The sequence below is a fragment of the Frankia sp. CcI49 genome, assembly GCF_001983215.1.
GTDB lineage: Bacteria > Actinomycetota > Actinomycetes > Frankiales > Frankiaceae > Parafrankia > Parafrankia irregularis.
This window is the reverse complement of record NZ_MOWP01000019.1, coordinates 175533-201744: the sequence shown is the minus strand read 5'-3', so window position 1 is coordinate 201744 and position 26212 is coordinate 175533. Positions and strand designations below refer to the sequence as shown.

The 26212-nt window shown below is 72.6% G+C and carries 17 protein-coding genes; 12 read left to right on the top strand and 5 right to left on the bottom strand.

The window, feature by feature from the left end; translation table 11 throughout:
• Complete coding sequence (locus CcI49_RS18885; RefSeq protein ID WP_131831131.1) at positions 1-1458, bottom strand: effector-associated domain EAD1-containing protein; 1458 nt, start codon at positions 1456-1458, stop codon at positions 1-3.
• 349 nt (positions 1459-1807) lie between these two features.
• Here CcI49_RS18885 and CcI49_RS18880 point away from each other — a divergent pair, with 349 nt between their 5' ends.
• From CcI49_RS18880 to CcI49_RS18865, 4 genes are all read left to right on the top strand, one after another.
• Positions 1808-2713, top strand: coding sequence for an SAM-dependent methyltransferase (locus tag CcI49_RS18880; protein ID WP_076828182.1), 906 nt, complete (start codon positions 1808-1810; stop codon positions 2711-2713).
• A 291-nt stretch (positions 2714-3004) separates the two neighbouring features.
• On the top strand, positions 3005-3496 hold the full coding sequence (locus CcI49_RS18875; RefSeq protein ID WP_076828180.1) for a DUF2975 domain-containing protein: 492 nt from the start codon (positions 3005-3007) through the stop codon (positions 3494-3496).
• Positions 3496-3732 carry a helix-turn-helix transcriptional regulator gene (locus CcI49_RS18870; RefSeq protein WP_054570294.1) on the top strand — a complete coding sequence of 79 codons (237 nt, stop codon included), beginning with the start codon at positions 3496-3498 and terminating at the stop codon, positions 3730-3732. The genes CcI49_RS18875 and CcI49_RS18870 overlap by 1 nt, the downstream gene beginning before the upstream one ends.
• A gap of 44 nt (positions 3733-3776) precedes the next feature.
• On the top strand, positions 3777-4358 hold the full coding sequence (locus tag CcI49_RS18865) for a hypothetical protein (protein WP_076828177.1): 582 nt from the start codon (positions 3777-3779) through the stop codon (positions 4356-4358).
• Positions 4359-4402: 44 nt separating this feature from the next.
• Here the strand turns inward: CcI49_RS18865 and CcI49_RS18860 are convergent, their stop codons facing one another.
• Positions 4403-6142 carry a GAF domain-containing protein gene (locus CcI49_RS18860; protein ID WP_054570372.1) on the bottom strand — a complete coding sequence of 580 codons (1740 nt, stop codon included), beginning with the start codon at positions 6140-6142 and terminating at the stop codon, positions 4403-4405.
• Positions 6143-6419: 277 nt separating this feature from the next.
• Positions 6420-7982 (bottom strand): hypothetical protein, encoded by a 1563-nt coding sequence (locus CcI49_RS18855; protein WP_054570293.1) that lies wholly within the window; start codon positions 7980-7982, stop codon positions 6420-6422.
• A 344-nt stretch (positions 7983-8326) separates the two neighbouring features.
• Here CcI49_RS18855 and ligD point away from each other — a divergent pair, with 344 nt between their 5' ends.
• Positions 8327-9388 carry a non-homologous end-joining DNA ligase gene (gene ligD, locus CcI49_RS18850; protein WP_076828175.1) on the top strand — a complete coding sequence of 354 codons (1062 nt, stop codon included), beginning with the start codon at positions 8327-8329 and terminating at the stop codon, positions 9386-9388.
• 393 nt (positions 9389-9781) lie between these two features.
• Positions 9782-13033: a TIR domain-containing protein gene (locus CcI49_RS18845; protein WP_131831130.1), complete on the top strand. Its 3252-nt coding sequence runs from the start codon at positions 9782-9784 to the stop codon at positions 13031-13033.
• A 49-nt stretch (positions 13034-13082) separates the two neighbouring features.
• Here the strand turns inward: CcI49_RS18845 and fxsT are convergent, their stop codons facing one another.
• Entirely contained in the window at positions 13083-15392 is a 2310-nt protein-coding gene (fxsT, locus tag CcI49_RS18840; protein ID WP_076828171.1) for an FxSxx-COOH system tetratricopeptide repeat protein, read from the bottom strand.
• A gap of 369 nt (positions 15393-15761) precedes the next feature.
• Here fxsT and CcI49_RS18835 point away from each other — a divergent pair, with 369 nt between their 5' ends.
• A complete protein-coding gene (locus CcI49_RS18835; RefSeq protein WP_054570289.1) occupies positions 15762-16133 on the top strand; it encodes a hypothetical protein in 372 nt (123 codons plus the stop codon).
• A gap of 201 nt (positions 16134-16334) precedes the next feature.
• Here the strand turns inward: CcI49_RS18835 and CcI49_RS18825 are convergent, their stop codons facing one another.
• Complete coding sequence (locus tag CcI49_RS18825; RefSeq protein WP_076828167.1) at positions 16335-17279, bottom strand: aldose 1-epimerase family protein; 945 nt, start codon at positions 17277-17279, stop codon at positions 16335-16337.
• 504 nt (positions 17280-17783) lie between these two features.
• Here CcI49_RS18825 and CcI49_RS18820 point away from each other — a divergent pair.
• From CcI49_RS18820 to CcI49_RS18800, 5 genes are all read left to right on the top strand, one after another.
• The gene (locus CcI49_RS18820; RefSeq protein ID WP_076828164.1) at positions 17784-20273 is read left to right on the top strand and encodes an MMPL family transporter; all 2490 of its coding nucleotides are present in this window, start codon (positions 17784-17786) and stop codon (positions 20271-20273) included.
• A gap of 121 nt (positions 20274-20394) precedes the next feature.
• Entirely contained in the window at positions 20395-21612 is a 1218-nt protein-coding gene (locus CcI49_RS18815) for a hypothetical protein (protein WP_076828162.1), read from the top strand.
• 252 nt (positions 21613-21864) lie between these two features.
• Positions 21865-23190, top strand: a complete 1326-nt coding sequence (locus CcI49_RS18810) for a hypothetical protein (RefSeq protein WP_076828160.1) — start codon at positions 21865-21867, stop codon at positions 23188-23190.
• Positions 23187-24728: a hypothetical protein gene (locus CcI49_RS18805; RefSeq protein WP_076828158.1), complete on the top strand. Its 1542-nt coding sequence runs from the start codon at positions 23187-23189 to the stop codon at positions 24726-24728. The genes CcI49_RS18810 and CcI49_RS18805 overlap by 4 nt, the downstream gene beginning before the upstream one ends.
• The gene (locus CcI49_RS18800; RefSeq protein WP_076828155.1) at positions 24725-26176 is read left to right on the top strand and encodes an AAA domain-containing protein; all 1452 of its coding nucleotides are present in this window, start codon (positions 24725-24727) and stop codon (positions 26174-26176) included. The genes CcI49_RS18805 and CcI49_RS18800 overlap by 4 nt, the downstream gene beginning before the upstream one ends.
• Positions 26177-26212: the final 36 nt, after the last annotated feature.

Below are 26212 nucleotides of genomic sequence, written 5' to 3'. Positions count from 1 at the left end.
CTACGCCCGCGCCGGTCGGTCCTCCCGCCCGAGGGGCGACGTCAGCCCGAGCTGACGGGAGGTGAACTCGTGAAGGAGGCCATGGATCGAGTACCGCCGGTTCATGTCCGACGCGCGGACGAGCGCGAGCCTGCACGCCGACTCCAGCGTGGCCCTGAACAGCGGTTCGCTCCCTATCCCACTGTTGTCCAGGAGTTCCTCGTAGGTGGCGGCCCCGCCCTTCTCCTTCAGGCAGAAGCAGAACATCAGCTGTTCGGCGGCCTCGTCGCCGCAGCGGCGCCCCAGCTCGGCGAGCGAGCGCAGGTACAGATGCTCACGAGCGTGGTCACCAAGGGCCGGCGAACCGCCCGTCGACTCGTCGGCGAGATCCCGCAGGTCATCGAGAACCAGGTCGAGTGATCGATGGCTGGCCAGATAGTGCTTGACCACGAGCTTGATGAGATAGGGATTGCCCTCGGTCACCTCCAGCACGGGTAGAAGCTGTTCCTCGGGTGCTGACATGAGGTCGCCATCGGAGCGCCCGAGGTGACGGATGAGGGCCATCGCATCGCTGTTTCGCATCCTCCTGACCCGGAACTCCTGCACCGGCGAGAACCCCGTCTGCACGGACCACCTGGTCGTGACGACGACCCGGTGCTGGCCGGTGAGGCCCAGGCCCATCAGGCGCTCGACGGCGTCCTGCGCGTCCTCGGTGCTCTCGAGATTGTCGACGACCACGAGAAACGCCCGGTCGGCGGTGAGCCGCCGCAGGCCACGCGAGACCTCGTTCTCCCAGAGCGCTTTACTGACACCCAGATCGAGGCCGAGCTGCACCGCGATGCTCCGCACGACATCCAGCCAGTTGGCGCCGACAACGCCCGGGACGCTCTCTCCCGGCATCGCTGCGGACACGTGCTTGGCCGACGCCCAGGCCATCCGCGCGAAGTGACCAGTAGCCGCGCAGGTGCCGGCGACCTCATAGGCGACCGTCGTCTTGCCGATTCCGCCCTCCCCGAACAGACTCACCAACTGCCCGGCGGACGGGGAGCACAGGGTCGTCGCCACGGTATCGACGATCTCGTCGATACCGAAGGGGCTGTCATGGTCGACCAGCGCATGACGGCGCCACTCGCCCGGTTCGACCCGGGCTGGCGCGGCGGCCCCGGGAGACGCCCCAGTTCCCGTCTCGCCTCGGCCGCGGGCCGGCCGCGGGCCGGGCCAGGCCCCCGAGGCGAAGACCGGGTTTCCCGGAAAGGCCTCGCGGGCGCCCGCGAGGATCCGCAGCCGACCGTTCTCCAGGATCCCGGAATCGAGCAAGGCGCTGACCTCGGCCCAGAACTGCACCGCGTTCCCGGCCTGCCACAGGGGCTGCCGCTGCCGCGCGAGACCGGCCCGGGCGAGAAGGCGGGCGGCGTCGGCGGGTCCGTAGAAGACACGCGCGAGTTCCCGCACCTCGTCATCGGTCAGTCGATCGTCCATCGACTCCAGCCTCCGAACCTGGCCGTGCTCGCCGCCGCATTCTCTCATGGCTGGTCCACGCCCGGTCGCCGCCGGAGGTCGGTCCACACGGCGACGGCCGCGCCCACGGCGGTGTGGCCCGCCCTTCGCAGCGGCGATCTCCGTCAGGGCAGAACGAGGGGTGGGTCCCGGCCAGGCCGTATACGCGACGCCTTCCAGGTGATCCCGTGTGGCAACACTGCGTACCACGTGCACGACCTGCTACCCCCATGGATCGGCGTGAACGGCTGCGACGGTCCGGTCGAACCACGATGTGCCAGCGGGACGCCATCCTGTGTCAGACGTTTCCCCACGGTGAAGGGAATCACGCATGGCAGAGCAGCAGACCTGGGACATCGTCACCGGTCCCGGCATCACGGCCCTCGGTATAGCCGCGTCTCGGAGCGTGGAGTCGTCGATGCCCGACGCGCTCATCGACGACCCGTTCGGGGCCGAGTTCCTGGATGCGGTGGACTCGCCGGTCCCGTTCCCGTTGCGCTGGCCCGCCGACGGGGAGCCGGTGAGTGACCAGCACAAGCTGTCGCTGCATGCCTCCCGCTTCATCGGCGTGCGCTCGCGGTTCTACGACGACGTCATCCTGGACGCGGTCCGCGCCGGCGCCGGCCAGGTCGTCCTGCTCGCCGCGGGCCTGGACGCACGGGCGTTCAGACTGTCCTGGCCGTCCGACGTCACCCTCTACGAGCTGGACCAGCCGCAGGTGCTCGCGTTCAAGAACGACGTGTTGCGCGGGAGCCGGACTGCGCCTGGCTGCCGGCGTGTTGCGGTCGGCACCGACCTGCGGGAGGACTGGGCGGGGGCGCTCACCGCGGCAGGGTTTCTTCCGACAGCGCCGACTGTGTGGATCGTGGAGGGCCTGCTCGGCTACCTGCCCGCCGCCGCCGAGGAACACCTGCTGCGGCGGATCCACCAGCTGTCCGCCGTCGGCAGCCGCCTCGCGCTGGATCGCTTCGCGGACCTGGACCGTCTGGCCTCCGACACCGCGACATTGGAGCGGCTCAGCCGTCGGTCCGGTATCGAGGCGCGATCGCTGTTCAACACCGAGCCCCGTCCGCACCCGGCCCGGTGGCTGTACCCGAATGGCTGGACCGTCCGCGAGGACGACGATACCGAGGTCGCCGACCGCTACGGCCGCGACCTGACTGACCCGTTCACCGGACAGGCCACCCGGCCCTGGCTCGACACACGCTTCCTCATCGCCGAACTCGGCCGCGGGTGAAGGTGTTCTGCGGCCTCGACTGGTCGGAAGACCATCACGACGGGCCGGGTGCGGGTCGCTGACGTCATGAACGGCTGATCGGATGTCCCGCCACCGGGCGTGGCCGTGAATGTGCCGCGTCCTCCGGTCCCAGGGCCGGACCCTGGCCGCGGCCGAAAGCGAGGGAAGCGAGGGAGGCGTGGCGGTGGCGTCCGCCACGGCGCGACACCGCCGCCTGTCTCCCGTCCCTGCCATTGCGCTACCTATCGAGATTCGATAGATTCCCATCGTGGCTCGATGGGAGGGTGGGTCATGGGGAAGCTGACGGTGGGTGCGCTGCGCGCCGTGCTCATGGTGGTGCTCGCCGGCACCGTGTTCGTACAGGCCGGGATGTTGTGGGCGTTGGTCAGTGGGAGCGACCCCGAGGACGGGTCGTTGCCACTGACTTCGCTGCGCGTGATCACGATCCTGGGCATGGTGTCGGTCCAGGTCGTCCTGGTCTGCGTGGGGCGGCTGGTGACGATGGTGCGGCACGGAACCGTGTTCTCGCACGCCGCCTTCCGGTACGTGGACGGCGTGATCGCCGCGATCGTGGTGGCCGCCGTCGTGTGGTTCACGGTCACGGGCCTCAACGCGCCGGGCCAGCGGGACGATCCGGGCGTGACCGTCATCATGGGCGGGGTCGGCCTGGCCATCCTGGGGGTCGCGCTCATCGTGCTCGTGCTGCGGATGCTGCTCGCCCAGGCCGTCGCCCGCGACGTCGAGGCGTCGCGGCTACAGGCCGAGCTGGACACGGTGATCTGATGCCGATCGCCGTCGACATCGACGTGATGTTGGCCAGGCGGAAGATGTCCGTGGGCGAGCTCGCGGACCGCGTCGGGATCACTCCCGCCAACCTGGCGGTACTCAAGAACGGCCGCGCCAGGGCGGTGCGTTTCGCGACCCTCGCCGCGCTCTGCGAGGTGCTCGACTGCCAGCCGGGCGACCTGCTGCGCTGGGAGCCTGAGGACGCCGCGGGCGGATGCGGTAATCGCGAATAGATGGCAAGCCCGACGTTGCGGCTGTTCCCGCGCATGGTGGCACCATGACCGCCATGCGTCTGGGTACCGCCGATCATCTCGGCTGGGCTGTGGTTGTCGCGGCTACGGCGGACCATCAGGTCGTGGACCGTCGGCGGATAGAGCTGATCGAACCAGGCGTGCCGGTCGCACCGATCCACCATGCTGGTGGTCCTCACCAGCTCCACCGGTCGGGGGAGCCGCTGCGCGACACCGAACTCGCGGTGCTGGTGGCTGATGTCCGCGCCTCGGTGGTCAGAGCCGCTTCGGCGGCCTTGGCGGAGCTGGCCGCGGCGGTGCCCGCACCGATCACCTCACTCTCGCTGCGGACCTGGCCGGCCAGCTTCCCGGCCGACATCGCCGTGCAACGACGCGTCCCGTACGAGAGCCGTGCCGACGCCATCATGTACCGGCAGGTGCTGGCCGACGTGGCCCGGAACCGCGGCTGGGCGATCCATCTCTATGACTCGAGAACCGTTGAGGCTGAGGCGGCCCGCCTTCTGGGCGAGGGCACGGATGACGTGCTGCGCCGACCACGGGCAACGCTGGGGCCGCCCTGGGCAAAGGATCATCGGGTCGCCTTTGCGGCAACGATCATTGCCGCGTGATCTCACCCTTCGGAGCCGGAGGTACCAGGATCAGGACCAGGACGTCACAGAGGCGCGGTCCAGCGCAGGTGGGTTCCGCCGCCGGGTGGGGTCGACAGGGAGAAGCTGCCGCCGACGATCTCCGCCCGGGTGCGCAGGTTGTCCAGGCCGCTGCGGCGGGTCGAGCTGCCGATGCCGACGCCGTCGTCGATCGCGTCGAGGGTCACGCTGTCGCCCTGCACGGCGAGTCGCAGCTCGGCGGTGCCGGCGCGGGCGTGGCGGGCGGTGTTGGTCAGGGCCTCCCGGGCGGCGGCGATGAGATGGTCGGTGAGGCGGTCGTCCACCAGTGAGTCCAGTGGGCCGGTCAGCGTGATCGTCGGGGTGAAGCCGAGCGCCGGCCGGATGTCGTCGCAGATCTCCTCCAGGGCGCCGCGCAGCCGGGCGACCCTTGTCGGGTGGGCGCTGCGGAGCTCGAAGATCGTGCGCCGGATGTCCTTGATGGTGGCGTCGATGTCCTCGATGTAGCTGGTGATGCGGTCGGAGTTGGACGGGTTCTCGTACTGCGCGAGGTCCTGCATGCCGAGCGCGACGGCGAACAGCCGCTGGATGACATGGTCGTGCAGGTCGCGCGCGATGCGTCCGCGGTCGGCGAGGACGAGCAGGCGTTCCTGGTCGGCCTTGGCGTGGCCGAGCTCGAGGGCGATCGCGATGTGGCCGGCGAAGCTGGTGGCCAGGGTGAGATCGGTGTCGGTGAAGGCCGGCGCGCCGTGGTCACGCCCGACGAGCAGGGCGCCGTCGCACTGGTCCAGGCCGGCGACGAGCGGGACGACCATCAGCGGCCCGGTACCTTCGGTGCGTTCGTCGGGAAGGGCGTCGAGCTGGGCGTTGTCCACCCGTAGTGCCTGGCGCTCGGTGAGGACCCGGCCGGTCAGGGTGTGCTCCAGCGGGATCCGCCGACCCGCCCGGCCTGCGACGCCGCCACCGTTGCCGCCACCGCCACCGTTGCCGCTGGCGGCCCCGGAACCGGCCGCTCCGGGTGCACCTGCGGCTGCGACGGCGATGCGGGCGTGGTCGTCCGGGCCGTTCTCGGCGCGCAGCGCGAGTGCGACGAACGTGGCGTCGGCGACTTCGAGCACACGCTGGGCCAGCGCGTCGAGCGCGTCGTCGGCTCCGGCCATGAACAGCCTGGTGATCTCGGCCGAGGCGGTCATCCACAGGTGCCGCTGCTGCGACTCGTGGTAGAGCCGGGCGTTCTCGATGGCCACCCCGGCGTTGGCCGCCAGGGCGAGGGCGAGCTCCTCGTCCTCGGCGGTGAACGGCATGCCGTCGTGCTTGTCGGTCAGATACAGGTTCCCGAACACGGCGCCGCGCACCATGATCGGGACGCCCAGGAACGTCCGCATCGGCGGGTGGCCCGGCGGGAAGCCGTAGGCGCTGGGGTCCTCGGCGATGTCGTCGACGCGCCGCGGCCGCTGGTCGTCGATCAGCAGCCCGAGGATGCCCTGCCCGGTGGGCAGGTAGCGGATCCGGGCGACCTCGGCGTCGGTCATGCCCGCGTGCACGAACTCCTCGAGGGTGCGGTCGGGAGCGATCACACCGAGGGCACCGTAGCGGGCCCCGAGCAGGTCCGTCGCCGCCTCGACGATGTGCCGGAGCAGCACCGGAAGCCGCAGGTCCGTGGCGATGAGCCGGTTCGCCTGCAGCAGGCCGCGCAGCCGGCTCTGGGTCGCCAGGACGTCCTGGGCCCGCTCGACGAGCTGGGTCAGCAGGTCGTCGAGCTCGAGCCGGGCAACCGTCGGGAACATCAGGCCGTCGCCGGGCCCGCCGGTCATGGCGACCGCGACGGGCGCGACGGGCGCCACTGGTGGCAATGGCCCGGCCTGTGGCAGCGGCCCAGCCGGCGGTAGGGGCGGTGTGAGTGAAGGGCCCTTGGTGCCCGTGGGGCGCGGGGCGGGGTGCCTGGCCGGAGGCGGGGACGCGGCGGACCGCGACGCGGCCGCGGGCGCGAGCGGGCCCGGGAGCGGGTGGGCGGTCGGTGCGGAGGCTGGGTGGGTGGCCTCCKGCGGGCGGGTGGCCGGCGGTTCACCGGGCCGCCCGCCGCGCCGCCCGGTGGATGTCGGACGGCGTGGGTCCGTGTTCAAGGGTCTTCGCCTCCGGCCACGGGTCGGTGTGGAAGGTGTGCTCCGGACCGGCCGACGTCGACCGGTCGAGGTGGGTGCCAGCGCCGGCGGTGGCGATTCCCGCTCCGGGCCCGGGGGGCGCGCAGCGGAGCTGGATGAGGTCGGTGAACGTCGCGCGGGCGAGGGCGGCGGCCTGCTCCCGGTCATGGCGGCGGGCCCAGGAGGCGTCGATGACCACCGTCTCACCCCGTTCGACGGCGGTTCTGGCCCGGCGCAGCAGCTCGTCGCGGACCGCCGTCGCGGTGGCGGCGGTCCCGGTGGTGGTGGCGGTTGTCGTTGCGGTTGCGGTGGTCGCGGTGGCAGCGATGGCGTTCGCGGTGACCGCGGTGGTGGCCGGGGCGTCCGTCCAGCCGGCCGGGGCCAGGTGGGCGAGCTCGCGCTCGACCGACGCGGCCCGCAGCAGCGTCCAGCCCTCGCTCTCGGCGAGTCTGGCGGCCACCGCGGAACGGCCGGTGTCCGCCGCGCCGCCGACGAGGATGAGCCGGATCCGCCCGCGGCGCAGGCTCGCCAGGGCCAACGAGGCCAGCGCCCGGGCCTCCGCCGCGGCGGCGGTCGCGCCCTGCGCGTACTGCGTGCAGGCGATCCGGCACATGGTGAACGCGCGGTACGCGATGTAGAGGCTTTCCAGCGACAGCGGATGGGTCACCGCGGTGTAGGCGCGGTACTGGTCGAGCAGGAACCGGCTGAGGTCGGGCCGGCCGAGGCGTTCGAGGTCCATCGCGAGGAAGGCGATGTCGGACAGGACGTCCCCGACCCGCAGGCGCCGGTCGAACTCCAGGCAGTCCAGGATGCGCGGACCGTCGTCGAGGCAGTAGATGTCGTCGGCGAGCAGATCGCCGTGGCCGTCGCGGATGCGTCCGTCGCGCTGCCGTTCGCGCAGCAGCGGAGCCCGGCCGTCGAGGTAACGGTTCGCGAGGTGGCGGATGGCGTCGATGGTGGTCGTGTCGAGCACCGGCCCGAGGAACGGCTCGATGCTTTCGAGCACCTCGTCCCACAGCCAGCGCAGGTTCGCGGTGGACCCGGCCTCGGTGATCTCCGGTGAGGTGGCGGCGCGGGCGTGGAAGTCGGCGAGCAGCCGGGCGACGGCCCGCAGCGGCCCGGTGACGTCGCTGCCGGCGGCGAGCAGGGCGGAGAGCCGGCGCTCCGCGGGCAGGCGGCGCATCACGACCATGTGGTCCAGCGGTGTGCCGTCGGGGCCGAGAATGTCGGCGACGCCCAGATACACGTCGGGGGCGAGCCGGCGGTTGAGATTGACCTCGGCCTGGCAGGCGGCGAGACGTGCCTCACGCGTACGGAAATCGAGGAACCCGAGATCGGCCGTCTTCTTTATTTTGTAGACCCGGTCACCGAGGAACACGAGGACGGACGTCAGCGTCTCGGACAGAGCCGCGGGCAGGCCTGGCACAGCGCCGAGACCGTGTCCGGCGCCTACGGGGACCGCGATGCCGGTCGTCGCCATACCCATGGAATGAGACTGCCGGTCGACCCCCGGGGATCGCAGCGTGCGTGAGTCGGGCTGCCGGCGTCCGAAGGTCGCACCCTCGGGGGCGGAAGGTCACCCGGGCGGGCGGTGCCCGCGGGCGGGGTGATGGCGCGGGCACCGGAGGCGTCGGCGCTGGTCATGGCCCTGCCCTGACCGGTCGGCCCGGCCGGTGACCGTCGAACGCCGGGGACACCGGGCCGTGCGACCGGTCCGCTGCCCGGGCCTTTCGTCCCGAATGCGACCGGTGCGGCGGACGGTTGACGGACCGGCGGACATTCCCGGGCCGAGGTGGTTGCAATGACCGGCGGCGGCGATAGCGTCGCACGATGGCGGCAGCGCAGTACGGCGAGCCCATCGAGCTGGACGTCTCCGGCCGGACGGTGCGGGTCAGCAATCCCGACCGGATCTACTTTCCCGAGGCGGGCGTCACGAAGATCGACCTGGTCCGTTACTACCTCGCCGTCGGCGAAGGGATCGTCCGTGCGCTGAACCAGCGGCCGACGACGATGGAGCGATGGCCGAACGGCGTGATCGAGGGTGCTCGTCTCACCCAGCGCGACGGCACACCGGGTGACGCCTTCTACCAGAAACGCGTGCCCAGGAACGCGCCCGACTTCGTCCGGACCGCGCGCATCACCTTCCCCAGCGGCCGCGCCGCCGACGAGATCTGCGTGACCGAGGCGGCGGTCGTCGCCTGGGCGGTGAACCTGGGCACCATCACCTTTCATCCGTGGCCGGTGCGTAGCTCCGACGTGGACCACCCCGACGAGCTGCGGATCGATCTCGACCCCCAGCCGGGCACCGACTTCGCCGACGCGGTCGTCGTCGCGGGCGAGGCCCACGCGCTGCTCGACGAGCTGGGCTGGACCGGCTGGCCGAAGACCAGCGGCGGCCGCGGCCTGCACATCTACGTCCGGATCGAGCCGCGGTGGACGTTCACGCAGGTCCGCCAGGCGGCCATCGCGTTCGGCCGGGAGCTGGAACGCCGCCGCCCCGACCTGGTCACCACCAGCTGGTGGAAGGAGGAACGCGGCGCCAAGGTGTTCGTCGACTACAACCAGAATGCCCGCGACCGCACGATCGCGTCGGCGTACTCGGCGCGGCCGCGGCCCTGGGCGCCGGTGTCCACCCCGGTGAGCTGGGACGAGCTGCCCGGCCTCGAACCGCGCGACTTCACCGTCATCACCGTGCCCGACCGCCTCGCCCGCCTCGGCGACCCGTGGGCGGGCATCGACGACACCCGGCACGAGCTCACACCTCTGCTTCAGTGGTGGGAGCGGGACGTCGGTGAGCGCGGCCTGACGGACCTGCCCTACCCGCCGGACCATCCCAAGATGGCCGGCGAGCCCCGCCGCGTGCAGCCCAGCCGTGCGAAGAAGACCACCTGACGACATCCCGTGGCAGGCCGTGGGCCGACCTTCGCGTACGCTGATCCACATACCCGAGGTCCCGTTCCGGTTGCCGTCGGTCAGGGGGGAGTCGGCGCGGTGTGGATTGTTCTGGTTGACCATTCGGCGTCCATGGCGCGGCCGTTCGCCGTTGATTCTGCCCGCCCGCTGTTCGGGCGCCGTAGAGATGGCCGTGCACGGGCCCGAACGCGGGCATTCCCCGCCGCCGGGCGTCGCCGGGTGCGGCTGGCCGAGGAACTCGCCAGATCCACGCAGCCGGCTGGCCGGCCCGATTCCGATAACCGGCCGCCGGGCCAGTCGGGAACCACGGAAGCGGACTCGAATCAGCACGGACGGTCCGGCCGCGGCAAGCTCGATGTCGCGGTCGAGAGCGTGTCGAACACACTGGCCGAGCTGCCGCCGGCCCTGCCCACGGTGCTGGTGGGCTTCACCGACTCCGCGGATGTCGTGTACGAGGGCCGTGCCGGCGATCGGGCCACCTTCGAACGAACGATGCGCACCGCCACCGCCACCGCGCCGGGCGCCGACGCCGGAACCGGCGCGGGAACCGGCGCGGGCGCAGGCGGCGCTGCTGCCGGGAGCGGCAGTGGTGAGGCGACCGTGGCCTCCGCGTTGGAACGGGCCTGGCGCCACCTGGCCGGGCTGGAGCAGCAGCCGGCCTTCGCCCGCCTGCTGCTGGTCACCGATGCCCTCACCGCTCCCGGTGACCTGCTCCAGGCCGCCTACGACTGTGCGCATGCGGGCATCACCGTCGACGTGGTCGTCCTCGACGGATCGCCGCGTGCTGCCGAGCTGGCCGAAGTGATCGTCAAGGTCACCGGCGGAACCTGGGAGGCGGCCCCGGGGGAGGAGGACCTCGGCCGCGCGATCTCCGCGGCCGGCCGCCGTGTCGCCCAGCAGTCGCTGCAGCGCGAAGCGGGCCCGGCCGGCACGGTGCCAGGGCAGGCGCTGCCCAGCCCCACCGCACGGGCGTCGCGCCCGGATGCCCAGGCAGCTGTGGTCCAGCCGGATCCGGTTCCGCAGCCGGATCTGCAGCCCGAACCGCTGCCGGAACCGCAGCCGAAGTCGGGTCCGCGGCCGGATCTGGAGCCGGATCCGCAGTCGGAGCCGGATCCGCAGTCGGAGCCGGATCCGCAGTCGGAGCCGGATCCGCAGTCGGAGCCGGAACCGCAGTCGCGGCCGGAGTCGGGTCCGGCTCCGGCCGCCGGGGAGTTCGTCGTCCGGCAGCCCGCCGCTGTCGCGGCCACCGGCTGGTATCCGGTCCTGGTCACCGTGCCGCCGGCGGCCGACGGGATCGCGTCCGGTACCTGGATCGAGATCGTTCCCAGTGCGTCCGGCCTGCGGTTCCGCCCCGCTCGCCGTGTTGTCGAGTGGGAGGGCACCGCGCAGACCGCGTCGTTCGAGGTCGCTGCGACGGCGGGTGGTGACGCGCGGCGACGGCGCCTCGGGCAGGTGGAGGTCAGCGTGGGCGGGCTGCCGATCGCGCAGCTCCCGCTGGATCTCGCGGTCGAGAACAGCCAGGTGGCGGATACCGCCGCGGCCGGCGAGCCGGCGGTGTCGTCGGGGCTGCCGCAGGTCGTCATCCGGTCGGGCGCGATGTTCCGTGAAGTGTACGGATCGTATGCGTCGAGTGATGCCGAGATCGTGCGCCGCTTCCGCGAGAACTATCAGAGCCTGGGCATCACGCTGTTCCTCGACGGGTTCGACACGCCCGGTCCCCGGGAATGGAAGCCCGAGCTCGAAGCCGCCATCGAACGTGCTGATCTGTTCGGGCTTTTCTGGTCGGAGGCCAGCGCGGTGTCCGGCTATGTGGAGACCGAATGGCGCCGCGCGCTGGAGGTCGCGGGCTCCCGGGGTTCCCTCGACGCCTTCGTCTGCCCGATGAGCTGGACCCCGTCGGTGCCCGCCCCGCCGCCGCCCCTGGCCGAGCTTCGGCTGCGCCGGATGGATCCCTGGTCGTCCGCGCTGGTGGCGCGCCAGGGCCTGCGGCGCGAGTCCGGCGAGGCGGTGACCGGCGAGGGTGAGGCCGGGGAGTTCGGCGTGGCGGCGGGGGTCGAGCTCGCGGAGTTCGGAGCGGCCGCGGGTTCCGAGCCGGAGGAGTTCGGGATGGCGACCGGTCCCGAGCTGGGTGATCTCGGTGTGGCCGCGGGCTCCGAGCCGGCGCAGCCAGGCCGGCCCGTCGGGGCCTCGGAGCAGAACGAGGTGCCCATCGCGGCCGAATCTGCCGGTTCCGGTCCCGCTGCGGGTTTCGGTCCCACGGCCGGATCCGGGCCCGCCGCCGGTCCACCGCCGGTGGGGCCTCGGCGTGTCGACGTCACCTTCCCGGTCTTCACGCTGGTGCCGACGTTGGCGAACGGCAACGTGGAACGGATCGGGGAGTCGCTGCGCACGATCGTCCCGTTCCTGGAGGACCTCACCGGCCTGCGGTACTACCCGCCGCCGACCTACGTCACGGATGACACGACGGCCACCCGCCTGCGCCGCACCTGTGAACCGGACGCGCGTTTCCTGGCGGAGGAACAGGCCGGCGAGGTCGCGCCCGGGGTCCTCGACGCCGGTGAGGAGGAGCTGGTCGAACGGGTCCGCGAGCTCCTGCTGACGTTCGGGGCCCATGTCGTCGACGTCGGCCCCGACACCGATCTCGTGCACGTGCGGCGGGAGGCGATGGGCGGGTTCGTCCGCAACGTCCGTCGTGCGCTGGCGGGGCGCCCGACCCGGCTCGACGAAGACTCCGCCGTGCCGCCGGGCTTCCCGGAGCCGCCCATGATCTGGCGGCAGCGCTGCGCCGAGGACTTCCCCAGCTTCGCCGGCCTCTACTGCGAGCTGGTCATCCGGTACGTCGACCGGCACGTCCGCGCCCGGTCCCGCAACCGCATCGACCCGCAGGTGCGGGCGAGGCTGGTGGCGGAGCTGGGGCCGCGTGCCGCGGCGGCGATCGAGCGGTCGGTGGGCGGTGTCGTCGCCGAACCGCCGGTCGACCTCGAGTTCCGGGCCGGGCTCGCCGCGGCCCTGGACGAGCTGCGCGCCCTGGTCGGCGCCCGGGAACAGGTCGTCTCCGACTATCTGGGCTCGGGCGCGAACACCTTCGGCGTGTTCCGGTTCTCCGGTGGCGCGGGGCGGTTCGGGCGGTCCGGCATGCTGGTGCCGACCTCCGCGCCGGCGGTGCTCATCGGCGCCGGGGCGCTGACCAAGGTCGCGGCGGCACTGCGGGGCGACGCGGTGCTCGACGAGCCGATCTGGGAACGGGCCGCCGAGTTCTGCGAGCTCGCCCTGCTGCACGACCACGCCCACGCGGCGATCGCGACCGGCCTCGACGAACACGGCGCCCGTGCCGCCGCGGTCGGGACGTCGGCCTGGTCCGCCGGCACCGGCCTGAACGAGGCGCTCGCGACCTGGGCGCAGCTGCACTTCTACCGGGACGATCCGCGGATGGCCCGCGAATGCGTCCACTACATCCGGTCCGGCCCGGCGCGCTCCTGGCCCTACCGCGGCGCGGATGTCCTGGAGGAGCGCTACCAGGCGGAGGGAATCGAGGCCGTGCGCGGCCTGGTCCGCCGGCTGCGTTCCTCGCCGGAGGAGGCGCAGGCCGAGTTCGACCTGCTTGCGGCACGTCGACCAACCTGAGGCGCGAACGGGCTCACCCGCGCCGGCCGGCTCAGCCGCGCCGGCCGGCTCAGTCGCCCGGCCTGTCGGCTCCGGACCGGGCAGCCTGGGCGGCCCTGGCAAGGATGTCGACGCACAGCGAGAGCGGAACTGCGCCGGCATCAGCGCCGGCATCAGCGCCGRCGCCGGTATCGGCATCGGCATCGGGAGCCAGCGCGACGGCGCCCGGGAAACCGTCGGCGTCGTCGGCCCGGAGAACCGTGAGCAGGTTCGCCGCTGTGCGGATCGTGTCCGGATGGCTGTCGCCGAGGAACTCCCGCGCGCGGACGAGGGTGGCGCGCAGCAGCGTGCGCGCACTGCCCCGCTCGCCCTGTTCGTGCAGGGCGGAGCCCAGAAAGGCACTGGCCCGGATGGTGTGGGGATGGTCTGCGCCGAGAACTCGGCCGGCTCTGGCGCAGACCTCCTGGAAGAGGCGCTCCGCGGCAGCGAAGTCGCCCAGCGCCCAGTTGCTGGCGGCGACATGAGCGGTGACGGTGATCGCATGAGGATGATCGGCGCCGTAGGTCCGCCGGACCCGCGGGAGCAGGGTGTTCTCGATGTCGTCAGGACAGTCCGGGAAAGCGCTGCCGTCGGAGCTCGCGGTGGCGGGTGCGCGGTGCCGGCGCCAGGCGTGGGCGATCACTCGCTGTGCCGCCTCCGGCTCGCCCTGCGCCCACCTGGTGGCCGCGAGGTTGACCGCGGCGAGCATGGTGTCCAACTGGTGGGACCCGATGGAGGTGCTCCAGTGCTGGTACGCCTGTTCCGCCAGCTGGCGGCTGCTCGGGTAGTCGCCGGCGGCCCGCAGCGCCCAGATCAGCCAGAGGATGAGGGCGCGGCATTCCGGTGCGGTGTTCTGGACCAGGCGGGACTCGACCACATGCGGATAGATCTCCGCGTAGCCGTGCCAGGTCGAGAGCGCGGCCTGGTTCCCGGACCAGGCGGCTGTCAGGAGCCCGTGTACGGACGTCGACAGTTCGTGGCGCAGCGCGGGCGGAGCTGACTCCTGCAGGAACAGCCGTGCCAGGCGATGCATCGCGACCCGGTTGTCTCCGACCGGGCGGACCAGGCCTGTGTGGACCAGGACGCGCACCAGATCCCGGAACTGCATCGGATCCTTCGCCGCGGTCCGCAGTGGCTCGGGCAGGACGGTCGCCGCGCCCGGATGGAACAACCCGAGTGGCACGGGCTCGGGCCCGAAGTGAGCCCAGAGCAGGGCCAGGCTCGCCGCGGCCGGGTCGCCCAGGTTGTCCAACGCCTCGCTGAACGTCGCGGCGACCGAGGCATGGGCGTGCGGCGTGTTGCGGCTCATCACGTCACGTATCCGGACGGCGAGATGCTCAAGGTAGGTATCGACCGGGGTCGCGGTCTCGGCCAGCCAGGATCCTGCCTGTTCCAGGGCGAGGGGGAGGAAGCCCAACGCGTGCGCGACGCGGTCGGCATCGGCGTCGGTCAGCCATGGGACCCGGCTGACCAGAAGTCTGACCGCGTCGCTCGATGGCAGGCCGTCCAGTTCGAGCTGGCCGGCGAAGGCTGACCAGCCCGGATCTCGGGACGTGATGAGCAGATGTCCGCCGGGTGCCAGGGCCGCGGCGGAGAGCAGCCCGAAATGAGGTGCTGGCGCGCCCGCGTTGTCCAGCACGAGCAGCCAGCGTCTGTGCGGGCCGGGAGCGGTCAGGTGCTCGGTGAGGGCCCGCGTGGACGCCTGGACGTCGCCCCGGACGGCGATGCCAAGCCGGGACGCGAGGTCACTGAGGGCGGCGAGCATTGTCGCGGGTTGTTCCGCGTCGATCCACCAGACAATGTCGTAGTCGACCGCCCGCCGGTAGGCGTACTCGACCGTGAGCTGGGTTTTCCCGACCCCGGGAGGACCCAGCAGCACCTGGGGCAGCCCAGCCTGCTGGTCGCCTGTCAGCCGGGCCCGCAGCGTGGCCAGCTCGAGGCGCCTGCCGACGAAATGCGGATTGCGTGGCCACGGGACGGACCAGTGGGCGGGGACCGACGTGAGTGCGGCGCCGGTTGTGTCGGGGCCGGCACCGAGGTGAGTGCGTTCGCGTTCCGCGTCGAGGCGAGCGTGTGTCTCCTGCCAGCGGGCGCGCCATTCGTCGAGGTCGCCATGGCAGGCGCGGACAAAGGCGAGCGTGACCGCCAGCGACGGGAACGCCTCGCCGCTCGCGGCCCTGGTGAGAGCCGACACCGACACATGCCCTGCCTCGGCCATTTCACGGTAGGTACGCGTGCCAGCCGCCACGCGCAGCGCGCGCAGCGCCTGCGTGAAGTCCCGGAGCGGCCCCGGGCCGCTCCTGATGGGAGCCTCGGGCCGCCCACGACGATTGACCGACACCCGACGCCCCCCCGAACGTGGATGGTTTGCCGGCGTCGGTTTCCCGGTGCCGGGCCGGGCTCCGCTCGCGCGGGCCGATGGGCGTAACGGTACCAGGGCACCGGTCGGGGCTGTATGGGTCAAAGCTACAAACCTGGCAACAAATAAACAAATCAGATTTGTTGTTCACCGTTCTGTGGCGGGGGAGGATCGGCGTGTCGCCGCCGGTCGGATCGCGATTATCCGGAATCGGGCGGCCTTGGTCGGGTACCGCGCGCCGCGCCGGTCGTGAATGAAGCGGATTCGGGGGAGCGGAACAATGAGCATTTTCGATCTTGTGGTGCATCGTCGGGTGTATCGCGGGTTCGAGTCGACGCGGAAATAGGCTCGATGGACATCTACCGTCGTTATGGGCTCCGGCGGATCGGCTTCGTCGACGCGTCGTGGGAGGTGTACGCCACCGGTATCAGGGGGTGCCGGCGGATCGGCCGGGTGGACCGAAACGGGGAGATCTACCGAGGTGAGCGCCCCGTGGAGTCGATAGTCGGGAACGCGGACCGGCGGGGATACATCTGCGGGGCTGGTGTCTCGCGTCGCGGTCACGGCGTGGGGGAGGTCGACCGGTACGGGCGGGTGTTCACCCGCGGGGAGCACGGGCGTGTTCTGATCGGGCAGGTGAGGCCGGAGCCGCTCGGCTTCGATCGGAGGGCGCCCGCGGCCGGCGCGGCGTTCCTGCTGCTCTTTCGCGTCCGTCACGACTGAGTCGAGGCGCTGCCGGAGGCGGTGGCTTCTGGTCAGGGGCTCGCCGCGCGGGGCGAGCCCGGTGGGAACGTCGCCGTCGAGGTGCCGTCGTCGGGGGGCGGCGCCGCCAGCGGGGCGTGGCCGCCGGCGCTCGGTCCCGCGCGGCGCCGGCCCCCGACGGCGCGGTCCGGGTCGGCGCGGTCCGGGCCGGCGAGGTCCGGGTCAGCCCGGGCCGGCACCCAGCTGGGGCGATACACCCCAGGAGCCGCCGAACGACTCGCCGGGTTCCAGCACCCGCAGCCCGTCCCCGCTGTTGAAGGCGTTCGCCGGGCAGGTCATCGGCTCGACGGCGATGCTGCGCCGCGCCTGACCGGGGCCGAACGAGTCTCCGGTGAACAGCTGCAGGTAGGGCCAGGTCTCGTCCTGCCAGACGGTGAGCGCGCCGCCGGCCGCGGCGAGTGTGACGACGGCCCGGCCCTGGGCGTCGCGGGTCAGGTCGGTGAAGCAGGTGTCGAGCGCGAGATCCCCGAGCGGGCGGGGGTGACGCAGGTCGAACGGGCCGCCGGCGACCTTCTCGGTGCCGACGGGAAGGAGGCGTCCGTCGACGAGCAAGCGGGTCTCGGCGGGCACGGTGACCGTCAGGTCGTCGACCATCACCGGGGCCCCGTCCGCTCCGGGGAGGACGAAGTACGGGTGTGCGCCCAGGCCGACCGGTGCCGCCTGCGCACCCAGGTTCGTCGCGGTGACGGTGACGGTCAGCCCGTCGTCGGCCAGTCGGTAGAGCGCCGAGAACGCGACGGTGAACGGGTAGCCGGACTGGGCCCGCAGGATGATGTCGGCGCGGGCGGCGTTCACGTCGAGGCGTTCGAGGCCCCACCCTAGCCAGCGGGTCAGGCCGTGACTTGCGTTGTTCAGCGCGACCTCGTTCACGGGCAGCTGGTGCTCGGTCCCGCGGAAGGTGTAGCGGCCGCCGTCGACGCGGTTCGGCCAGGGCAGCAGCAGCTGGCCGCGCCCGCGGCTGGCCATGGCGTCGGCCCCGTACCCGTCGAGGACCGCGAACCCTCCGACGCGGTAGTCACGCAGGCCCCCGCCCACCTCGGTGATCACCACCCGGCTGTCGCCGTGTTCCAGCTCAAGCTGCCGCCCGGACGGTGCGGTCGTCTCCATCGCGCGTCCTCGATTCTCGGTGCCGTCAGACCGTCGCCATCGTCAAACCGTCGTCATCATCGCCGCCACGGCCGCCGTGGCGGTAGCCGGGTGGCCCTTGCCCGGAATTCCGGCGTCGCCGCGATGACCGCGGCGGTGCTGCGCCGGTGCGGTGGTGATGACGTGATGAGAGGTGGTGCAGTGGCGCGGCGCCGTCCGCGATGGCGCTGCGGTGGTGGGGAATCGTGCGGTCGGCGGCAGGTGGGGCGTATCACTGGCCGGTTCCGGATGAGCCTCTGGCGGGCTCGCGTCGCCGCTGGTGCCTTGAGCGGGAATTACGGCGGTGGCTCGGGACGCCCCTCGTGACCGGCCAGACGAAGAGCACCTTGGGGGAGTTCGACGGCGTTTCGGGTGTTGGTGCGATCTGGTCGCCGGCAAAGGGTGGGAAAAGAGAGTACGCGGACCATTGCCGCCGCCCCCACCAAAGGCGGAAAGGGGGTCATTTTTCCGTTCTAGGGTGTTCGAATGACCGACAGGCCCGAGAAACTTGCCGGGGTCGTGGGGATTCTCGCGCGTTCCTGCTCCCGTCATCGCTGGCTTGTCCTGGCGGCATGGCTGGTCGCGTTTGTGCCCGCCGTGCAGCACATCCGCGAGGGCGGCGCCCGGTATGCCCAGGAGGTCGCGCCCGTGGGCTCCGAGTCCGCGCGGGCGATGGACGGTGTCGCGCGGGCGTCGCCAGGTGGACAGCTGCCCGACGTCGAGACGATCGTGATCCGTGCGCGCCGAGGCACCGTCGACGCCGGGCGGGCCCGGGAACGGATCACCGCGCTGGTGGCGGAGATCGGGCGGCTTCGCGGCGTGACCCTGGTCGCGGACCCGGCCGGACCGCTCGGCGCGACGACGGCCGGGGTGGACCCGATCAGCGCGGACCGGCGCACCGCCCTGGTGTCCGTCCTGATGGCCGACGACGCGCTCACCCCGGACCTCGACGCGGTCCGCGCGGTGATCGCCGCCGCCCGGGCCTATGACGGCCCCGAGATCCAGGTCGAGATGTCCGGCCCCGGTGCGACGATGATCGGTTCCGTCGACCTCTCGCCGGCACCGCTCGCCGTCGCCGCCTTCGCGATGATCGTCCTGCTGGGGGTGACGCTGCGGTCACGCCTGGGCGTCGTGGTCTGCCTGCTGCCCGCGGGGGTGTGCGCGGTGCAGGCCGTCGCGGTGACCGGCCGGCTGTCGCACACGGCGCAGCTGACCCCGTTCGCACCGGTGACCGCGGCTGTGCTCGCCTTCGGCACCTGCCTGGGCGGCGCCGTGGTCGCCGTGCACCGGGCCCAGTCGGCCCTGCTGCGCGGCCAGAACAGGGAGCAGGCCGCGGCGTCGGCGACGACGGCCGCGGGGGCCGCGGTGGTCATCGGCGGCCTGGGGGTGAGCATCGCGCTGCTGGTCGTGGCGGGCCTGCTCCCGAACGAGTTCGGCGGCCTGGCCGTCGCCGCCGCCGCGGCCGTGATGATCGCCGTGCTGGCGCTGCTCACGCTGCTGCCGGCGTTGCTCGCCACCGGCGGAGTCCGGCTGCTCGGCTGGGCCGAGCGGCACTACCTGGCCATGGCCGGCGCGGGCCTGGCCCGGCGGCCCGGCCTGCGGTCCTGGTGGGCGGCCCAGGTCGGGCGGTACCCGGCGCTGGTCGCGGTGGCCGTCGGCGTGGTCCTGATGGCCCTGGCCAACCAGACCGACGGGCTGCGCATCGGCGGTGGCGACGCGGGCACCGATCCGACGTCGCTGACCACTCGCCGCGCCTACGACCTCGTGAGTGACGGATTCTTCCCCGGCCTGAACGGCCCCATCCTGGTGACGGTGGACCGGGGCACGCCCGTGGACCCCGCCGACCGGATCGTGCAGCCGGCCCAGGTCGCGGCCGCGATCCGGGCGACCCCGGGGGTGCGGACGGCCGAGATCTCCCTTGACGACCCGACCCTCGGCCCGGCCGTCATCCGGGTCCTGCCCGTCGCCGGCCCGCGCACCACCGAGGCCAGCGACCTGGTCCGGCACCTGCGTGACGACGTGCTCCCCGCAACCCTCGGCGGCAGCATCACCGAGGCCGCGGTCGGCGGACCCACCGCGATGTTCGACGACTCGGCCGACGAGTTCCGTTCGACGCTGCCGCTGTTCCTGGCCGTGGTGCTGGTCGCCGTCGGTCTCATGGTGTTCGTCGCCTCCGGGCTGCCCGCACTCGCGGTTCTGCTGGGCGTGGCCGCGGTGCTCGCCGTGGTGGCCGCCGGCGGCATGCTCCGCCCCGTGTTCCAGGACGTCGACGCCGCCCGGCACCTCCATGTCATGACCAGCCCGGTCGAGCCGTTCGTCCTCATACCGGTGATGGTCTGCGTGTTCGGCCTGGCCCCGGTGATGAACCTGATCCTCTTCGCCCGCCTGCGCGAGGGCGGCGGTGGCGGTGCGGCGGAACCGTCGAAGGCTGGCGGGGCAGGCGGACTGCGGGGGGCGGCCCGGCTGCTCGCCCGCCGCCGTGACGGCGCGCGCCCCGACCCGATCCGCGACGGGCGTGACGCGATCCGGCGCGGCCACGCCGAACTCGGGCACGTCGTGCTCACGATGAACTTCGTGATGATGTTCATCTTCCTGTCCGTCGCCGCCCAGCCGCCCCGAACCCTCAAGATGCTCGGCGGCGGCCTGGCGATCGGGATCGCGGTGGACGCCCTTCTGGTGCGTGCCGCGATCCTGCCCGCCGCGGTGCACCTGGGGCAGCGCTGGCAGACCGACCGGGCGGCCCGCGCCCGGCAGTCCGCGGCCACCGGCAAGGAGTCCAAGGAGTCGAAGGATCCGAAGGAGTCCAAGTCCGCCTCGTCGGTGTCGTCGGCTTCGGCCGGCTCGGCCGCCGGTTCGGGCACCGGGGGCGGCGGGAGTGCCGGGGGCGGCGGGAAGGCGTCGGGAACGGGGACATCGGGAGGCACCGGTAACGTCGGCGGCGAATTCCGGCAGTTCCTTCGCCGAGCCGGAATCTGACCTGATTTCTCGCGCCGGTGAATTTCGCCGTGACCGGGGCTGAACGGCTCGGCCCGGCGATCTCTCCGGTGCTCGGTGATACTCCTCGCGTACTCGTCGTCCTACCGAGGGGGATTCATCGATGGCGGGCAAGGATCTGGGGAAGATGAAGCAGGCGATGGGCCCGGTCGGGCTCGTCATCCCCGCCGACGCGCGCGCCGGTGTGGTGGCGCCGAAGCCCGACGCGGTCTGGAAGTTCCGGGACGGATCGGCTCGCGTCTGGTACGGAAAGGGCAACAACGGAATTGTCCGTCCCGTACTGCTGGCGGACGGTTTCAACATGGGGCCCACGGACTTCGACTGGCTCTGGGAGGGCCTCGACAGCGACCCCTACCGTTTCATCACGCAGCTGCGTGACCGCCAGCGGGACGTCGTGCTCATCGGATTCAACGAGCGCAGCGAATCCATTCTCGTCAACGCGGAGGTCGCGAAAGAGGCGATCATGCGCGCGATGGCCGAGCGGATGGGTGACGAGCGTCTGGTCGTCGGTGGCTTCAGCATGGGCGGGCTGGTCACCCGCCTCGCGCTGGCGCAGCTGGAGACGCAGCGGATCGATCACCAGACCGGCGTGTACCTGTCATTCGACAGCCCGCACCGCGGTGCGTCCGTCCCGATCGCGCTGCAGGCGATCGCGCATCACCTGGCTCCGGTCGACGACACCCTGGCCCGGCAGATCAACAGCCCGGCGTCGCGGGAGCTGCTCTGGCGGCACCTGGAGACCGTCGACGGCACGCCGCGGGTCGATCCGGCTCGCAAGAAGTTCCTGGAGGCCCTGGAGCGGGCCGGTGGCTGGCCCCAGATTCCGCGCCTGATCGGCGTCGCGAACGGGGTGGGCGACGGGCGGCACAACGGCATCGCCCCCGGCGTCGAGGCCCTGCGCAGCAGCGGCCCGTACCTGACGGACACCGTCCTCTACACCCAGGCGGGCGGGCGGGACCGCCTCGTCGCCGACCTGCGTGGGCTGCTCGGCGAGCGGAAGATCACCACGAACGACTTCCCCGACATCGACGGTGCTCCGGGCGGCACCCTCGACTCGTTCGGCATCCTCGCCGACGCGCTCAAGGAGATCGGGGAGGGCCTGGACGTGGCCCACCGCACCGCGTGCTTCGTCCCGTCGGTCAGCGCTGTCTCGGTGCGCGGCGTCGAGACGAACGACGACCTCTACGTCGACATCAACGCGCTGCCGCCGGAGCAGTCCGACCTGGACGACTTCCTCTGTTCGTCCCGTCCGACCCCGCACACCGCCATGACCGAGGAGCTCGGTCAGTGGATCGTCGACCGCGTCGCCATCTCCAGATGACCGACTGACTGCCGACGAGCTGACTGCCGACGAACGGTGCGTGGGCGGGACCGGTGCCACCCCGCCCGTCCACGCGCCGCCGTGCCCGCGATCCGTTCGGGCGGCAGTCCGGGGCCGGTCCAGTCGGCTTCCAGGACAACTCTTTGACCGACATGCCGGCACAAGACTGGACGGACGTCCCTGTCGAAGGCATCGTTTGCCGCGGTTGCTCCGCGGCGAGGGCCGCCACGACGGGAGGGGCGCGGGAGGCCAGTGCAGAACCGGACCGAGGAGCGGACCGAGCAACGCCTGGACCGCCTCCGTGGCCGCGCCCCGCGACGGCGTCACGACGCCCGCACCATCGCCGCGCTGACCCGTAACCCCGGCTGTGCCCGCCGGGCCGTGCTGGACGCCGCCGGGATCGACAAGGAGCTCCTGGCCCGCCAGATCGGGTTCGCGGCCCCCTTCGGCCAGTCCCCGTTCGCGATCGTCCGCGGCAACGTGTTCGAGGCGCGGGTGACCGCGGACGAGTGCGCCGCGCTGCTCACCCTGCTCGCGGAGTGCCTCGACTCCGACTCCGACGCGGACGTGGACGCCGGCGTCGACGAGGCGACGTCCGGCGATGTGATCTACCTGGATCTGGGTGCGTCCGGTGCCGGCTCGGACGCGGAGGGTCCCGCGCGGCGGCTGGAGCGCACCGAGGCGGTGCTGCGGTCCGAGGCCGCGTCCCGCGCCGGTGCCGGGTCGCGTGCCGAGGCGCCGCGGACGGTGCTGCTGGCGCATCCGCTGCTGCGGCTCGCCGTCGGCGGGCAGGACGTGTACCTCGAGCCCGATCTGCTGGTGATCCGCCCGGACGGGCGGGCGCACGTGGTGGAGATCAAGTCCTTCGCCGTCGTCGACGGTCAGGCGGACGGGGAGAAGGTCGCCGCCGCGGCGGTGCAGGCCGCCGTCTACGTGCTGGCGCTGCGCCGGATGCTCGGCACGCCGGGGGCGGTCTCCCACGACGTCGTCCTGGTCTGCCCGAAGGACTTCTCGAACGTGCCCATGGCGACCAGGGTCGACGTCCGGCGCCAGCTGCTCGCGCTCGACCATCAGCTGGCCCGGCTGACGACGGTGCAGACCCTGCTGGACGCACTGCCGCCCGAGCTGACCTTCGATCTCGCACCGGCCGCGGACGGTGCCCCGAGCAGGCCCGCCGGGGAGCTCACCGAGGCGCTCGACCAGCTGCCGGCCCGCTACGCGCCGGACTGCCTGTCCGTCTGCGAGCTGGCGTTCCGCTGCCGGCAGGAGGCCGCGGGCCGCACCGCCGCGCTGGGCGCGAGCGTGCGTGAGGAACTCGGCGGCATCGACACCGTCGCCGAGGTGCTCGACCTCGCCGGCGGCACCCGGACACCGACCGAGAGCCAGGCCGAGGCCGCCGCCCACCTCATGATCACGGCGCGGATGTACGCGGAGGTCCTGGCTGCCGCGCCGGCCCCGGTCCCTCCGCCGGCAACGGTCCCTCCGCCGGCAACGGGCCCGGGCCCGGCTCCGGCCCCGCCTCCGCCGCCGGCCCAGGTTGTCGCTGCGGCATCCGCTTCCGGTGGTGAGCGCGGGTGACGGCGATCAGTTCGTACGCCCGGGCGCTCGCGGTGGCGACCGGGAACGCGGCGCCGACCGCGACCGTGCGCCATGCGCACCTGTCGGCGCGCCCGTTCGTCCTCGTGCCGCTGACGTTGGCCGGGGAGGCGAACGCCCCGCTCGCGGCGATGGTCGGCACCGCGCGGGACGAGGCCACGCTGCTCGTGGTGGCCCAGCCCCGGAACCGGGATCTGCGCTTCGCGTTCGCCGACCAGCTTGCCCAGATCATGCTGCCGCACGTCCTGGGCTTCGCGGCGGCGACCGAGGAGCTCACCAACGGGCCACGGTCGCTCGACGCGCCGCAGCTTGTCGTGCCCAACCCGGCCGGCGTCGAGTTTGTCCGGCTGTTCGCCCGGTCGACCCGCTTCCGCTCGACGGAAGGCGAGTACGCGGTCGCGCCGAGTGTGCCCCTGCTGGGTCGCTGGCTGACGTTCTTCGCCGAGCGGGCCGAGATCCCAGGGTCCTCGCTGATGCTCGCGGTCACCGACCTGCTCGGCCTGCACTGGGCCACCGGGCAGAGCGCGCTGGAGGACGCGAACCTCGCCGCGCTGCTGGGATGGATCGACCCACCGCCGGGCCTGCCCGGGGCGGCCGCCGCCCGGCTGGCCGAGGATCCCCGGCACTGCCCGCCGGCCGGGCCCACCACCGACCCCGGCTTCGACACCGAGCAGCTCGCGCCCGCGATCGCCGCCTACGACACGGCCGTCGCGGCAACCGTAGCCGACACCGCGGCTCCCGCCGCCGACCCGGCGGCGGGGCCGGCCGGCGTCGCGCGTGCGGTGACCCGCCTGGAGAACCTGCTGCGCACCCAGCTCCAGCCGACCTGGGACCTTGTCTGGCGTGCCCTCGACCTGCTCGGCGGCCTGCCTGCCGGGGCCTCCGTACCGGCACGGTGGGAGACCGACCGCGCCCGTTACACCGGCTTCCATACCTACATGGTCGAAGAAGGGCTCCCGCAGGCCCGCCGGGACGGCGCGGTCGCCGCCGCGCGCCGGCTGAACCGGATCGAGCAGGCACAGGCCGGCTACGACGCCGACCGTGCCTTCGACGACCCACTGGTCATGGCGCAGCACCGGGTGACCGGCGAGGCCTTCAGCGGCACCGTCGTCGCCGTCGAGTGGGACCGCCGCATCCCGAACGGGCGGGGCAAGGGCCGCCTGGTGACCCGTCCGCTGCTCACGGTGCGCACCGAGGACCCGGTCCGGCTCACCGTCGGCGCCAAGGTCGTCGCGAGCAGCCGCCGCAGGCAGGAATGCGTCATCGAGGCGATCGACGTCCCGCCTGCGGGCGGTGGCCTGCTGATCACCCTGGAGGCGCGCAGCGGCATGGGCCGGTCGGCGGCACCGGCGCCCGGCACGGTGGCGGAGGTCGGCGAGTCGCTCTGTTACAGCGCGGTCCTCGCGGACGGTGTGCGCTCCGCCCCGATGCCGGACACCGCCGACACCCCCTGGACTCACGGCGGCCCACCCGAACCCTACGAACCGACCGAGAAGGACACCGCGGAGGCCTGGGAGTGAGCGCTGTCGGCGAGGTCGCTGCGGGGTCCGCCGGGCTCGCCGGATCCGCCGGGCTCTCGCCGGCGGCGCAGGCCGAGGCGGTCACCCTCGCCATCCTGGACGACCTGCGCGCCGGCCGGCATCGCGGTGTCATCGTCGACTCGCCGCCCGGAGCGGGGAAGTCCACCCTGGTCGTGCGGACGGCGGCGGTCCTCGCCGCCTCCGGTGCCCCGCTGATGATCGTCGCCCAGACCAACGAACAGGTCGACGACCTGGTCGAACGGCTCGCGGCCCGGCTGGCCGACGAGCTGCCTGCCGCCCGCATCGGACGTCTCGGCCGCACCGGCTACCTTCCGTCGGCCCGCCTGGCCGGCCTGTCCAACGTCGTCACCGCCAGCGACGTCGACAGCCTCGGGGATCCCGAGGTGACGATCTCGACCGCGGCGAAATGGGCCTACGTCCGTGACGGAACCTGGCCGTGGGCGATCGTCGACGAGGCCTACCAGATGCGCTCCGACACCCTGCTGGCCATCGCCGCACGCTTCGAGCGCGCCCTGTTCGTCGGCGACCCCGGTCAGCTCGACCCGTTCTCCACGGTCACGGGCGACCGCTGGCACGGGCTGGTCTGGAACCCGATGCAGAGCGCAGTGGCGGTGCTGCAGCGCAACAACCCCGACCTGCCGGTGCATCGCCTGCCCGTGTCCTGGCGGCTGCCGCGCACGGCCCAGGACGTCGTCGCGGACGCCTTCTATCCCTTCACCGGCTTCCGGACGGGTACCGACCTCGGTGAGCGTGGGCTGGTGGTGCCCGGACGCGCCGAAAGCCCCGTCGACGACGTCCTCGACGTCGCCGCCACGACCGGCTGGGGCCTGCTGGAGCTGCCGGCCCGCCACACCATGCGGACCGACGCGGAAGCCGTCGCGGCGGTCGCGCAGCTCACCCGACGGATCCTCGAGCGGGGCACCCTGGCGACGTCGGGCGGAGAAAAGACACGGATCACCCCGGGACGGATCGCCGTCGGCGCCGCCCACCGGGACCAGGTGGTCGCCATCCGCGCCGCGCTCGGCGGCCTCGCCACGACCGAAGGGGACGCGGATCATCCTGCGGCCGGCTCCGGCTCCGGTGCGTCCGGTGCCGGGCCCGGTTCGGCGGGCTGGGACGGCCAGGTCGTGGTGGACACGGCGAACCGGCTGCAGGGCCGGGAGTACGAGGTCACCGTGGTGCTGCACCCACTGTCCGGCCGGCGGGACGCCACCGCCTTCCACCTGGAGGCGGGCCGGCTGTGCGTGCTGGCGTCCAGGCATCGGCAGGCCTGCCTCGTGGTCGCCCGCGCCGGCATCCGGGAGCTGCTCGACGCCCACCCGACCAGCGACCCGGTGCATCTCGGCGAGCCGGTCAGGTTCCCGGACGGCTGGGCCGCCAACCAGGCGATGCTCGCCCATCTGGCGGCCAGCCGGGTCCAGCTCTGAGCCAGCCGGCCCGCCGGTGAGTCAGCCGCCGGCCTG

What these genes read in the sequence shown, in the direction of transcription:
- CcI49_RS18870 (WP_054570294.1), top strand. Translation starts at nt 3,496, where the DNA reads ATGCCGATCGCCGTCGACATCGACGTGATGTTGGCCAGGCGGAAGATG.
- CcI49_RS18855 (WP_054570293.1), bottom strand. Translation starts at nt 7,982, where the DNA reads ATGGGTATGGCGACGACCGGCATCGCGGTCCCCGTAGGCGCCGGACAC.
- CcI49_RS18860 (WP_054570372.1), bottom strand. Translation starts at nt 6,142, where the DNA reads ATGTTCCCGACGGTTGCCCGGCTCGAGCTCGACGACCTGCTGACCCAG.
- ligD (WP_076828175.1), top strand. Translation starts at nt 8,327, where the DNA reads ATGGCGGCAGCGCAGTACGGCGAGCCCATCGAGCTGGACGTCTCCGGC.
- CcI49_RS18865 (WP_076828177.1), top strand. Translation starts at nt 3,777, where the DNA reads ATGACCGCCATGCGTCTGGGTACCGCCGATCATCTCGGCTGGGCTGTG.
- CcI49_RS18825 (WP_076828167.1), bottom strand. Translation starts at nt 17,279, where the DNA reads ATGGAGACGACCGCACCGTCCGGGCGGCAGCTTGAGCTGGAACACGGC.
- CcI49_RS18880 (WP_076828182.1), top strand. Translation starts at nt 1,808, where the DNA reads ATGGCAGAGCAGCAGACCTGGGACATCGTCACCGGTCCCGGCATCACG.
- CcI49_RS18815 (WP_076828162.1), top strand. Translation starts at nt 20,395, where the DNA reads ATGGCGGGCAAGGATCTGGGGAAGATGAAGCAGGCGATGGGCCCGGTC.
- CcI49_RS18885 (WP_131831131.1), bottom strand. Translation starts at nt 1,458, where the DNA reads ATGGACGATCGACTGACCGATGACGAGGTGCGGGAACTCGCGCGTGTC.
- CcI49_RS18835 (WP_054570289.1), top strand. Translation starts at nt 15,762, where the DNA reads ATGGACATCTACCGTCGTTATGGGCTCCGGCGGATCGGCTTCGTCGAC.
- CcI49_RS18875 (WP_076828180.1), top strand. Translation starts at nt 3,005, where the DNA reads ATGGGGAAGCTGACGGTGGGTGCGCTGCGCGCCGTGCTCATGGTGGTG.
- CcI49_RS18820 (WP_076828164.1), top strand. Translation starts at nt 17,784, where the DNA reads ATGACCGACAGGCCCGAGAAACTTGCCGGGGTCGTGGGGATTCTCGCG.